Below are 13,335 nucleotides of genomic sequence, written 5' to 3' on the forward strand. Positions count from 1 at the left end.
ATATGAATACACAATATAAAAGAGTTTATCTGTCAAGTCCTCATATGTCGGGGCACGAACAAAAATATATACAGCAAGCTTTTGAACAAAACTGGATTGCGCCCTTGGGGCCCAACGTAAATGCTTTTGAGGACACCCTGGCCGCTTATTGTGGCGTAAAGCATGCTGCTGCCCTTAGTTCCGGTACTGCAGCCCTGCACCTGGCATTAATTATGCTTGGCCTTGAAGCGGATGATGAGGTGCTGGTATCCACTTTTACCTTTTCGGCTACAGTAAATCCAATTGTTTATCAGGGAGCTAAGCCGGTATTTATCGATAGTGAAACGGATACCTGGAACATGGATCCGGTACTATTAGAACAAGCCTTAGAAGAACGAAAAGCAAGCCATGTTTTGCACAAAGTAAAAGCTATTATTGTGGTTCATTTGTATGGTATGCCAGCAAAAATGGATCAAATTATGGAGCTGGCCAATCGTTACGGTGTGCCAGTAATTGAAGATGCTGCCGAAGCTTTGGGGAGTAAATACAAGGGCAAACCTTTAGGCTCATTTGGTAAAATGAGTATTTTGTCGTTCAATGGGAATAAAATCATCACCACTTCGGGTGGTGGTGCCTTATTGTGTAATGAGGAAGCCTATGCTATAAAAGCGCGATTCCTGGCTACTCAGGCTCGCGACCAGGCTCCGCATTATCAGCACAGCCAAATTGGCTACAACTACCGCATGAGTAATGTGCTGGCCGGGATTGGTAGAGGGCAGATGGAAGTAATTGACGAAAGAGTTGAAAAGAGAATTGAAAATTTTAATTTCTATAAATCTGGCCTGGCTCATATAAAAGCTTTGAGTTTTCCAGAGTTACCCAACGAGCAATTTTTCTCCAACCGCTGGTTAAGCACTTCGGTTATCGATTCCGAACAAACCGGGATTACCTACTTGCAGGTGCAGGAAGCTCTCGAACAACATAATATTGAAACACGCCCCTTGTGGAAACCGATGCACCTGCAGCCCATATTTAAAAAGTACAAAGCATACCTCAATAATACCTCTGAGACCCTTTTTGCAACCGGAATTTGCCTTCCATCAGGCTCTAACCTTTCAAATGATGACCGAAACAGAGTGCTTGAGTTGATAGCCCAATGCTTTTTAAAATAATTTTATTTTCAATACTTTTGGTTATTTAAATACAGTAGGATGAATAAAACAAAACTCATATTTAAAACGGGAATACATAAACTATTCAAGCCATTTTATGGAGGTATGGGTCATGCTGTGATGCTGCATAGAGTTTACAACGAAGATGAGAGATTAATCACCAGGGGTTTGCAAGTAAAGCAAGATTATATCGAAAACGTAATTAATTATTTTATTACTAAAGATATCGATATCGTATCATTAGACGAGTTTTACGAAAGGATTACATCGAAAAATAAAACCAAACGATTTGTTACTTTTACCTTCGACGACGGTTACTTAGATAATCTCACGCACGCCCTACCGGTATTTGAAAAGTTCAATGCTCCATTTTCCGTTTTTGTATGCACGGGTTATGTCGATAAAACAGCTTTTTTATGGTGGTATCTGCTTGAGGAGATAATGCTGAAACAGGATCATATTCAATTCAGCTTCCGGAATAAGGATTTTGTGTTTAAAACCAAAACCAACGAAGAAAAAAGGATAGCTTTTGCTAAAATAAAAACCATGATTTTGGAGTGTAATAATTTGAAGGATTATAACATGTTGATGGAGCATATTTTGAAAAATTCGGGATTGAAGCACTATGACCTCAACGATAAACTAATAATGACTCAAACACAAACCAAAAAATTAGGTGACCACCCTCTTGTAACGCTGGGCGCGCATACACTTCATCATTTGGCCTTGCGTAAACTGAGCGAAGAGGAGGTGTACACGGAAATTAAGGGTTCGGTTGAAAGGTTAAAGGAGATAACGGGTAAGCCTGTTGAGTATTTTGCATATCCCTATGGCACTTCCATAGAAGCGGGCAGGCGGGAATTTAGTATAGCCGAAAAATGTGGTTTAAAAATGGCTTTTACAACCGAGAAAAAAAATATCTCACGTAAGCAATCCAACAATCTTTTTTCCATTCCCAGGGTAGGTATCAACCCCAGGATGGAGCTGACCCACCTCGACCTCTATATGAACGGTTTTAGTGTGGCCGCCGATACAATTAGAAACCTAACTTATTAGCCCAAATTAAAGCGTAGCAAGATGAGAACAGCAAAGGAATTTTTAAATGTAGCGTTAAATGCGATACGCTGCATTCCTCATGTTATTATATTTATGAGCCTTAAAAATAAATCACGCATAAAAGCCGATATCGAAAGTAGCCTAAAAAACTTAAATAAAGATTACAAAACATACTTTGGCCTCCTGTATCTGCTTTCATTTTCGCGGGGATTCAGAAGTTTGTTTTATTACAGAACCCGGCCATATTCCTTTTTTCTCCCTTTTATCTGTCCTGGCCAATCTAACCTGTACATTCAAACAAAACAAATTGGAGAAGGAATGAAAATTATGCACGGTTTTGCAACTGCCATAGGTGCCGAATCTATCGGCAATAACTGCACCATTTACCAACAGGTTACCATTGGCGGTACCGATGCCGGGGCGCCCACTATAAAGGATAATGTTACCATTTATGCCGGCGCAGTTATCTTTGGAAAAATTACTATCGGGAATGATGTAACTATCGGAGCCAATGCAACGGTTTATACTAATGTGCCCGATAACAGTAGTGTGCTGCCGGGAACTTCGAAAGTTTTTCGTTGGAAGAAACGTTAAAATAAACAGGGGGAGTAGCCTCTGAAATCATAACGGCAAATTAAAGCATCCAGATATGTAGTGCATTGTTTCATTTCAATAAATCAACAAATGACGAAGCATAAGCGATAAGCTGGATCGATTGGAGCTTGCTGAAGTGCGCCATTAACGACATCAAGCTGTGCAGTGTGTGGTAACTATTCCAAAAGTAGCAGCTTAAATTTATATCTCGTTGTGAGTTAAAACCTGCTACGGTTCATACACGAAACTGTTGCAAGAAGTGAGGCCGGAATCAAGCTTGCTTGTATTACCCTGAACGAAGCAATTATATAAATAGCTTAGATGACACACAGCACTTCATCGATAAACACCTTCTGAATAAATATCGTTTAAAATTGATCTAAAATCGCTTGGTCAGATCCTAAATGCTTGTAATAATGAAGCTTAAATAAAGGATATCGCAGTATTTTATTTTTATTTTTTATGGAATTTGATTAAATTGGATATTTTCTTTTTTCTCTGTCAATTTATAATAGTAATATTTGGTCTTACTGTTGCTGTAATTACACTGGCGCTTATGCTATCGGGCAGACCGAATTAGTGTGAAACTTAATACCATATTTAATCATGAAAAAAATTACTTTTTTGTTGTTGCTAGCCTCCATTTGTCATTTGTCGTATGGTCAGGTTATAGCCGATCATACCGTAGTGGATAAATATACTGATATTCCTCAATACTGGATAGATATTGTTAAAACAAAATGGGTTTCTATATTAGGAGCATCCCATGCTTCAGCTTACCATCGGGGGTTCCAAGAGCTTCAAAGTATAAATCCTAATTATCCAGTATCTATACAATATGGTGGTGCTCCATTACCTGCGCAAAGCAATGCTTTAAGAAGTAACGGTGCCGCATGGGGGAATTATGAAAACGCAACGGGCTGGGTTGAGGGGCACAGAATGGAGCGGGATGATTGGTGGACAAATGATTTGGCCAATGAGCGGATAAAGGCTTATTTGCAGTATTGCCATGATAATGGGCCTGAACTATTTGCCACCATGTACGGATGGTCTTTTGATGCGAATTTTGACCATGCGTATGGAAATGGCCCGTATGGTGATGAGGACCCTGTTTATCACGTGAAGTGGGCAGGTAGTACAAGAGGTGGTGAAGATGGTAATTTACCTTTCGGTTTGGATATTGAAGATGCTACGCTTATTGGAAATCGGGTGAGTATGGATAATTATATTGCCAGCGTTAACGCATACAACAAATATTGCGAAGATAATGGCATTGCAACTATTACTATGTTTTCTACCGGGCCGGTTGATGATAATGATACGCAAGGATGGAATATAAATGAAAGGGGTTATCAACAGTATTTAAAATGGCAGTACGTTAGGGACTATGTAAAAAGTAAAGGGAGTGGATACCTTTTTGACCATGCCGATATTTTAAGTTATAATGATGCAGGCGAATATGCTACCACTACATGGACAGATCATAGCTCAGTGCTTCGTACATTCCCTTTAATTCACCCCGACAATATGGGAGGTGATTATTTTGGCCATATTGGAACAGTAGGGGCTGTAAGGTTAGCAAAAGCCATGTGGTGGATGTTGGCTCGAATAGCCGGATGGGATGGTGAACCGATATCAACCACCCTACAAAACAAGGAGGATGGAGCGGGTATTGTGGTTACAGAACAGGATGGACTTATAGAAATGAAATCAAAACAGGACATGAGCGGGAACACAATGAGTTTAATAAGCGTGAGTGGACAGGTGGTGCAAAAAAAAATGATAGACGGTAATACTTGTCAGCTTAATATGGATAGTCTCCCCAGCGGAATGTATCTTCTTGTAATTAATTTGGACTCTCCATACAGTAAAAAAATCATTAAACATTAGAAGATGTAACAACATCAGCCAAGCTTCTGTTGAAGTTGGAATATACATAGTAAAATAAAAAAGCCGGCTTGTACCGGCTTTTTTTTATTGAAGTATTTCTCCTGTCAGGGTGGTTTTCTTCCCATCGTTTTCTACCACATCAATAATTCGGTTGGCAAACAAGCGTGAAACTCTTTTTGAGAAATCACCGCCGGGATGAGAATTGTACGGGGTAAGTGCGTAATCGTCTTTGAAATAAAGGCCTCCTTCGGTTTGTAAGGCATATAAATCCCAAAGATAGATGTTGTCATCTTCTTCGTTCCACTCGTTTATGGTCCAATCATAAAATGCTTTGGCTCTTTTGGCCTCATCTTCCGGTAAATAATATTGTACCTGTACGGCGCCGGTGAACAAGATAAACTTGGTGTCGGGAAACTCATGTAATTTCTTTTTCAAGGCATTGTATTGCAGCTTGTAGTTGGCCAAGGTTCTGACATCCGAATTAATGTCTGCTGAATCCTGGTCGGGTTGTATGTTGCTGGCCGGATAACAGTGTTTAAATATGATGGTCTGGTAATCTTGAGTTAACATTTCCAGGGTGGGTTCTTCCATGTAAGGTTTTATACCCGCATTTTTTACCCAAATATTGTAATAATCATAAGGGTAATTGTTCCACCCGTAAGGTGACTTCTTGGGGAAGGGCAGCTCAGTAATGCGATAATCCGTGTTGTGTTCTGCATTATGCGCTTGGATATGGAAGGGTATCCGAGGACTTTTTGTCATCATATCCGAGAGTCGATCGCTAATTCTGCTGGCTACCTTATGAAAAAAAGTCCGTTTGGTGCCATTCCAGATGTAGCTACCGGTGCTGTGGTGTAAAAATACAATATTCATGTCTGAACTCTTTGTTGTAATTGTGGTTTCTTGTTTCTTATTACACGAAATTAAGATAAGGAACATTAGCCCCAAAACAAAAGAAAACAATCTAATATTCATAACGAAGAAAATTTAAATGGATAAATATCGAATTTCCCTAAAAAACCACCCACTAAAAAACAGTAGAATGGTAGACGGTTAAGAAACAAAGTTACAACATTATTGTTTATCGAGTCGGGTTTTACGAGCTGGAATAGAAAAAGCCGGCCACAATATTGTGGCCGGCTTTTTTCAAATTGTACAACTTTTAATTAAAAGGTAGTGTGATTTTATTGCTTGGTTACAGCGGTGCTAATTATTTCCCCGTTATTATTTAGGCTTATTCTGTAATTCCCTTTTTCCAATGGAGCTAAATTCAACACCATTTTATTTATATCCGGTTTTGCTGCGTAAAAATCCGACATAACTGTCTCTCCTGTTTCGTCCGAAACGGTTACTGCAATATTTGCTGTTTCGGCGCAAGTGAATTGAATAGCAAACAAACCAACGGTGGGATTTGGAAAGTTTTTAATGATTTTAAATGCTACATCAATGTCGCCCGGTATTTTGGTAACACTGCATGATGTGGTAGAGTTGCCATCGCTAAGGCGAACCGTATACGCGCCTGCCGGCAGACCGCTAAGGTCAACTTCTACTGTGTTGTTCTGACCAATCGTTGCCTGATGGTTTGTCGAAATAAATTGGGTGCCTGTTTCATTTACAACAGTAAGTGAAACGCTACCTTCCTCCGGTGAATAATAAGTAACGGAAACTATATCCACCGTTTTGTTGGGTGAATAATCTGTTATTTCTAAAGGTTGATAATTGTCCGGTCTATACTCGGCATATCCTATATCCGGGGCATTGCCATAAAAAGGTAATCCAACATCAGTACCAGCATCAATCAGGTCGCTCCCCGGGGCAGGCTTCATAAAGGTGATATCGGGCAAAGAACCGTCTGCTTTTCTGGGACGAGACAACTGAGACATATCCAGTGATACAAAATCGTTATCAGAAACTGTAACTGTTGATGGCTGCCACCAAGGTAAGCTGCCGACTGTATTGTTATCGGCAAATTCCCAATTGTTGTGGCTTGCAATGTACGTATTTGTAACAGATAGCTTGTAGGGTCTTCCGCCTGCATCTCTTTCAACTGGCTTGTATACAATGTTATTTTTGTAAATACTTGGATTAACACCTTCGTAATCATCGTTCACGTATATTGAGATACCAATCCCATTAGCGTAAGCAACATTATTATAAAATCTGGCCTGATTGGGATAATATGGAGCATAAGCCAGCTCATAAAAGCCGAAGCCGGCGTTGCCTGCTGCGATGCAGTTTTGAACAATCTTGCGAACCCCGGGAACATTGGGGCCTACATGGGTGTGCCCCTCCGAATCCTGGGTGGCGCCGTGCCCCCGGTTGGCACCAAATTTAAAACCATTGCCATCTAATGCACCTGGCATATTGTGTCCAAAAGACCAACAATTATCAAATATGGTTAATCCCGGTCCGGAAATGTCAAAACCATCGTCACCACAGTTCCACGACCTGCACCCATAAAAGTAAAGATAACCTGCACTCTCATTGTCTAGTTTCCAACCGTCTGATCCATTGCCCGGTACGGAACTCAACAAGTCAATACAGTTATAAACATCGCAATTGATGTATCGTGTGGTGTCTGTCTTGATTTCTGGTACTTGAGGGTGTCCGGCTACGCCCCAATAGCTCATGCCTCTACCTCCCACGTCATGTACCGTTAAATTTTCAAAGGTCATATTGCTGCAGGAGCTGGCACCAACTCCACTGGCAAGTTCGCCGGATTCGGGTTGCTGAACATTCCTTATTGTCAGACCCCTAAGGTGTATGTAATGTGTGTCGCTGAAACTAAGTGCCCCGTTAAATCTATTGCCCGTCATATCAACCTGCGAGCAGTCCAATACGGGGTTTTCGCCCGGGTAATTGAAAAATCTGATAGGATTGTCAGCCGTTCCACTATGCCCTATGCCATCTCCCGTGTGTATTTCCACAATGGTATTACCTCTTGAGTGATCCTGGGGATACCATACACCGCCTCTAAAGTAAACGGTTTCGCCTGCTTTGGCAGTAGAAAAAGCTTTTTGCCATGTGCCCCACGGCCTGTCGTAAGTGCCGGGGCCCGAATCATCCCCGCCTACTGCCACATAATAATCGCCCCCTATGTCCTGTGCTGATAAAAGCATTGGCACCGACATCAATAAAGTTAATAGTAACTTCTTCATTTTTGTTTAATTTTTTGTTGTGTTGTGTTAAATTTATAGTGTTGAATTTGTGTTGCAAGATTGGAAAATTTATTTCGTTTTTAGTTATTACAATATCCAATCGATAACTTTTTAAGAACTTTATCTCTGCAAAAGATTCGCCAAATTTACGAGTTTTATTTCTAAAAGGTTTCAAACATCCAAATAATCATGTATATTTAACTATTCGTCACTATTATTTTACGTTTGGTGTAAGTGCGGTAATTTCGATTTTTTCAAATATAAAATTTACTTAAGCCTTTACTAATTTATATAATTTTAGGCTTGTAAGGGGGGCGACGTTATTTTTGAGTGAAGTATTTTTTCATCCTTTCCGTAAGAAAGCTTTTTAAATTTCATCAAGTAAAAATAGATACTTGTCAATAAAATGCGGGTTTTGAAACAGGCATTCGTTAAATTGTGGATAAACTAATTATAAACCATAATTACCATGAAAAAAATATTAACTGTATTAATAGCCATTAGTGTCATCGGATTGGTTTCTTGCGAAAAGGATTCGGGACCTTCGGAAGCCCCGGGTAATATACCGGGTTTTAGTAAAAACAGCACTGAAAAACCTGAAGTAAAGGAAGAGTTTGTAATGCCGGATGATATTATTTTAGAAGGCAAGATTACCGGTACTGACAATTTAAAATCAACTAGTGCATCCAGCAGTTTTGTATATGGTAGCGGGGGTGATGTAAAACTCAAGCTCACTTTAAAAAATACATCCAATAGATCACGTACCATTTTTTTACCTAAAGGACTCATTTGGGAATCAACTTCAGCCGAATACCAGCATGGTATACAGCTACAAACCATCTGGATAAGTTTAATGGGAAAACAGACGAAAGAGGTAGTTATTAATTTGTATTGTGCCAACTTCCACCTATTGCCTGGTCCTGATCATAATATTGTTTACCATATTTTGGGTGTAACAAGTTCCAGAATTATCTGGAGGTTTTTGGATATGATTGGGTGGAAGATGATTAATTATGAGATGTTTGCAGGTAATCAACCGAGTCCTGGTAGTCACCTTAAGTCGGGAGAAGGGCCATCAATTGATGTAATTTCTGCAAGATTGCAATCAATTCTGCACAAGCTTACTGATAACGGCTCGCCAATAACGGATGAAGACATTAGTTTTATTGAAAGTATACCGGATGTAGAGAATGAAGACGCACGAAATGTGTTAGGCAAAGATGTTGATTATCCGGAATATTTGGAGGAATACAGCGAATTAGTTAAAAAGTAAAACAATTGGGTAAATCTGGTTCAGGTTTACCCAATTTCGATAAGATACTATCCTGACGAATTTCATTAATTTTACTGACTATCAAAACCTATGGCCAACCCGGATAAGTAAGTTTTATTAACATTAGTTTAAGCAATGAGAACTTTTCTTTTAAACGTATTCAATGGTCGGGTAGTTTCCCCGTGGTGGATATTGCTGATTGATATGGGTATATGTATTAATGCCTATATTATTGCATTTGTGCTTAGGATTAATGTGCAGTTGTCGTATTATTCCGTTTCGGATATGGTGCTTGGTGCTACGGTGGTGCAGGTAGTCTATTTAGCTTCTTTTCTTTTATTTGGCTCTTACAGGGGGGTAATTCGCCATAGCAATTACAATGAGTTTAGACAATTAACCATAGCTTGTTTTACAGCTTTTTTGGTGCTCATATTGTGTCATGCAGCTCTGCAATATGTAGGATACCAGTGGTTTAATACGCCTCGATTGGTGTTGGTATTCCATTTTTTGCTGACAGCCATGTTGAGTTTTTTGTTTAGAATGCTGGTAAAAGAAACGTATAGTTCCTTAACAAAAAAAAACACTTCTACCAACGTTTTTATTTATGGTGCCGGCGAGATGGGACAGATAACCCTGGAGGCTATCCGTAGCGATAAAGAAAATCAATACAACGTTGTGGGCATTATAGATGATAACTTGAACAAATGGAACATGGTTTTGCATTCAGTTCCTGTTATGAATTGGGAAAAAGCCCTTAAAGTGGGTAAAGCTAAACGTGTGGAGGTGGTGATTTTGGCTATCAACCACATATCGGTACAACGTAAACATGAAATTACAGATGCGTGTTTGGATAAAGGTTGGAAATTAAAGGTGATGCCCTCTGTGGGTAATTGGGTGAATGGAATCTCCAACCAAAAACAAATCCGGGATATAAGAATAGAGGATATATTGGGTCGTGAAGAGATAAGACTCAATCAGTTGCAGATAATGGATGCGTTGGCAGGTAAAGTGGTTGCAGTAAGTGGGGCAGCCGGTTCCATAGGATCGGAGATTGTACGCCAGCTATTGCGTTTTCCGGTCCGAAAAATAGTGATGGTGGATATTGCCGAGTCGGCATTATACGATCTGCAACAGGAGTTGTTGCTAAGCCACAGCGATGCGCCGTTTAGTGCTATTTTGGCCGACGTGACCAATGAACAACGGATGCGAGAAGTTTTTGAGCAGCATCGCCCACAGATTGTTTTTAATGCGGCTGCATACAAGCATGTACCCTTGTTAGAGGAGTTTCCTTACGAAGCCATACGGGTAAATATTGGTGGTGTAAAGACCCTGGCCGATCTGGCCATAGAATACCAGGTTGATAAATTTGTGATGGTATCCACCGATAAGGCAGTTAACCCTACCAATGTGATGGGCGCTTCAAAGCGAATTTGTGAAATATATATCCAGGCTTTGTCGCAGTTAAAAAATACGAAAACGGAGTTTGTGACAACGCGTTTTGGCAATGTATTGGGCTCGAATGGTTCGGTGGTGCCCCTGTTTAAAAAGCAAATAGAACGGGGGGGACCTATAACGGTTACCCACAAAGAAATTACCCGATATTTTATGACTATCCCTGAAGCTTGCCAATTGGTGCTGGAAGCCGGTTTTATGGGGCGGGGAGGTGAAATATTTGTATTTGATATGGGCGATCCCGTCAAGATTGATGACCTGGCTAAAGAAATGATTCGTTTGTCGGGCTTAAAGTTAGGCGAGGATATTACTATCGCCTATACCGGTCTTCGGCCAGGTGAGAAACTTTATGAGGAACTTTTGGCATCAAAGGAAAACACTATGCCTACACATCACGAAAAAATAATGATTGCCAAAGTGCGTGAATATAAATACGCATCGATTAAAAATAAAATGGACGAGCTGCTCCTCGCGCTCAAAATGGAGAACAATGAGCATTTGGTGTCGCGTATGAAAGACCTGGTGCCTGAATATAAATCTCAAAACAGCCTTTTTTGCCAATTGGATAAAAAACTGGTTCATTAATACATTTACTTCCTGTCTTTTCTTCTTTTTTGTAAGCTTAGATTATTGACTAAGTAGTACATCAAAGAAAATTTAGATACTTTTGTGCGGTTGGGTGAAAAAACCAAAATTACCGCTCACATAATCAATAAATATTTATGAAACGTATTCTACTGTGCCTTACGGCATTCAGTATACTATGGGCCAATGGGCAGGAAAATGAGAAAAAAGTAACAGTAAAAACTTATGGGTTTATTGGATTTGATACTTTTTTCGATTCCCGGATAAGTGCTACCGCGAGGTCGTGTGGATATTTATATCCTTTGGGTTTTGACGGGGATGATGCAGGACATGATAAAAATGACAAGTCGAGATTTGATTTTACGGCCAACATTTCGCGCGTGGGACTGACCATACAAGGACCTGATGCTTTTGGGGCTGTTGCCACTGCAAAAATAGAAGCAGACTTTGCCGGCACTTCTGGTAATGGAAGAGATTTTGTTTTTCGGTTACGCCAGGCTTTTCTTAATTTAAAATGGAGTAAAACAGCCGTGCTCGTTGGTCAAGCTTATCACCCGATGTTTATTACGGAAAACTATCCGGCTACAGTTAATTTTGTGGCCGGGGTGCCTTTTCATCCACTTAGCCGTGCACCGCAGTTGCGCTACACATATCACCCAATGGATAAACTCTCTTTGTCGTTAAGTGCTTTATCGCAAGGCGATTTTGTTAATTCGGGGCCGGCAGATCAGGTGGAGCGATCAGAATTTCCGGAAGCTGTGCTGCAATTGAAATATGGTTTGCCGCAGGATTTTTTTGTAGGGGCTACCTTTGGGGTAAAGCAAGTAGAGCCGGCTAGGGTAGACGATTTCAATAACATTGCAAAGAGTAAGCTTACCACCATGCACGGAAACCTATCGTTAAGATATTCCACTCGGGCGCTTACATTTAAAGCCGAAGGTATTTATGGGGGTAACATGACCAACTTGGTGATGATTGGCGGATTGGCACGTAAAGCCAAAAATGGTACGGCATTAAACGCACAATACGAAGCCATCCGAACCGCAGCGCTATGGGCCGATATACATACCAATGCGGCATCAGTTAATTTTGGCGTGTTTACCGGAATTACGACCAACTTAGGTACGGCCAACGAATCCTTAATAGTAATCGCTGAAAAACAATATACCAGAGGGAGTGATATCGAAAAAGTGTATACTGTTTCTCCACGGGTGACTTTTGCTTCCGGACCGGTATATATCGGCCTTGAGCTAAATCGCACCATCGCTTTTTATGGTGCTGATTGGGATGAGAAATCAAAGCCTATTCATACTACCCTTTACGCCAATAATCGTTTGTTGATGAGTTTTCGTTACAACTTTTAATGTTGGAAGAATACTAAACCCTCCATAAGGCGGAATGCTGCTAAAAAAGATATAAATTTGAAGCTGAAATAAACCCAAGTAGTAGTGAAAAGATCAATCGGAATTATTGGAGCCGTGGCTATTGTTATTGGCTTTGGAATGATACATGGCAGCTATAAAAACGCCGAAATTTATGGCGGCAGCCTCATCGGTTTGGGCTGTGTTATTTTGTTGTACCTATTGTACACCTCGGGCAAAGATAAAAATAAGGAGTAGCATGTATTCGAAAAATGAGGAAAAAGAACTCAAGCTTGAGTTTTGGCGTAAATTACATAACCGAACCCGTAGAATTCCCGGTCAACGTGGTAAAGCTAAAGCATGGATAGGGGATAAAACCGGTATAAAGGGGGTGGATTTAAGATTTGATGTGAGTAGAAAAAAAATTATTGTAGCGCTCGAAATCAATATAAAATTCGAAGAAAGAAGGTTGATGATTTACGAAAAATTGGAAGCTGCAAAAAACATATTTGAAAATGAGTTTGGCGAACCACTCATATGGGATTTTGCCTATGAGAAAGAACATAAACAGGAGGTTTGTCGCGTTTATAAACAAATGGAAGGCGATTATCTGGTATCGGAACAGTGGCCGGCAATTTTTAATTTTATGATAGACAAAATGCTTCGTATGGAAAAGGCTTTTAAGGAGGTGCAGGACTATTTGAAGTACGATGAATTAGGGAAGGGTTAAGGGAGATTAGTGAAGAGGAAAGAGCACATAAGGTTAAGCGTAAATTGAAAATTGTAAAGCATACAGAAATTCCGTCAAACCGTCA

At 40.2% G+C, this 13,335-nt stretch carries 11 protein-coding genes; 9 read left to right on the forward strand and 2 right to left on the reverse strand.

The window, feature by feature from the left end; genetic code table 11:
• Positions 1-2 precede the first annotated feature (2 nt).
• From FN809_RS04910 to FN809_RS04925, 4 genes are all read left to right on the forward strand, one after another.
• Entirely contained in the window at positions 3-1,151 is a 1,149-nt protein-coding gene (locus FN809_RS04910; RefSeq protein WP_142532383.1) for a DegT/DnrJ/EryC1/StrS family aminotransferase, read from the forward strand.
• 39 nt (positions 1,152-1,190) lie between these two features.
• On the forward strand, positions 1,191-2,207 hold the full coding sequence (locus tag FN809_RS04915) for a polysaccharide deacetylase family protein (protein WP_142532384.1): 1,017 nt from the start codon (positions 1,191-1,193) through the stop codon (positions 2,205-2,207).
• Positions 2,208-2,228: 21 nt separating this feature from the next.
• Complete coding sequence (locus tag FN809_RS04920; protein ID WP_142532385.1) at positions 2,229-2,801, forward strand: serine O-acetyltransferase; 573 nt, start codon at positions 2,229-2,231, stop codon at positions 2,799-2,801.
• Positions 2,802-3,407: 606 nt separating this feature from the next.
• Complete coding sequence (locus FN809_RS04925) at positions 3,408-4,691, forward strand: T9SS type A sorting domain-containing protein (protein WP_142532386.1); 1,284 nt, start codon at positions 3,408-3,410, stop codon at positions 4,689-4,691.
• 84 nt (positions 4,692-4,775) lie between these two features.
• Here the strand turns inward: FN809_RS04925 and FN809_RS04930 are convergent, their stop codons facing one another.
• Both FN809_RS04930 and FN809_RS04935 read right to left on the reverse strand, forming a co-directional pair.
• On the reverse strand, positions 4,776-5,564 hold the full coding sequence (locus tag FN809_RS04930; RefSeq protein ID WP_142532387.1) for a hypothetical protein: 789 nt from the start codon (positions 5,562-5,564) through the stop codon (positions 4,776-4,778).
• A 311-nt stretch (positions 5,565-5,875) separates the two neighbouring features.
• Positions 5,876-7,849: a right-handed parallel beta-helix repeat-containing protein gene (locus tag FN809_RS04935; protein ID WP_142532388.1), complete on the reverse strand. Its 1,974-nt coding sequence runs from the start codon at positions 7,847-7,849 to the stop codon at positions 5,876-5,878.
• 469 nt (positions 7,850-8,318) lie between these two features.
• Between FN809_RS04935 and FN809_RS04940 the strand changes: the two genes are divergently transcribed.
• The 5 genes from FN809_RS04940 (at position 8,319) to FN809_RS04955 (ending at position 13,250) form a co-directional block, all read left to right on the forward strand.
• The gene (locus FN809_RS04940) at positions 8,319-9,122 is read left to right on the forward strand and encodes a hypothetical protein (RefSeq protein WP_142532389.1); all 804 of its coding nucleotides are present in this window, start codon (positions 8,319-8,321) and stop codon (positions 9,120-9,122) included.
• Positions 9,123-9,257: 135 nt separating this feature from the next.
• The gene (locus FN809_RS04945) at positions 9,258-11,159 is read left to right on the forward strand and encodes a polysaccharide biosynthesis protein (protein ID WP_142532390.1); all 1,902 of its coding nucleotides are present in this window, start codon (positions 9,258-9,260) and stop codon (positions 11,157-11,159) included.
• 137 nt (positions 11,160-11,296) lie between these two features.
• Entirely contained in the window at positions 11,297-12,523 is a 1,227-nt protein-coding gene (locus FN809_RS04950) for a DcaP family trimeric outer membrane transporter (RefSeq protein WP_142532391.1), read from the forward strand.
• 84 nt (positions 12,524-12,607) lie between these two features.
• A complete protein-coding gene (locus FN809_RS17700; protein WP_185957453.1) occupies positions 12,608-12,778 on the forward strand; it encodes a hypothetical protein in 171 nt (56 codons plus the stop codon).
• A gap of 1 nt (position 12,779) precedes the next feature.
• Positions 12,780-13,250 carry a DUF4268 domain-containing protein gene (locus FN809_RS04955; protein WP_142532392.1) on the forward strand — a complete coding sequence of 157 codons (471 nt, stop codon included), beginning with the start codon at positions 12,780-12,782 and terminating at the stop codon, positions 13,248-13,250.
• Positions 13,251-13,335 lie beyond the last annotated feature (85 nt).

The sequence above is a fragment of the Saccharicrinis carchari genome (assembly GCF_900182605.1).
Taxonomy (GTDB): domain Bacteria; phylum Bacteroidota; class Bacteroidia; order Bacteroidales; family Marinilabiliaceae; genus Saccharicrinis; species Saccharicrinis carchari.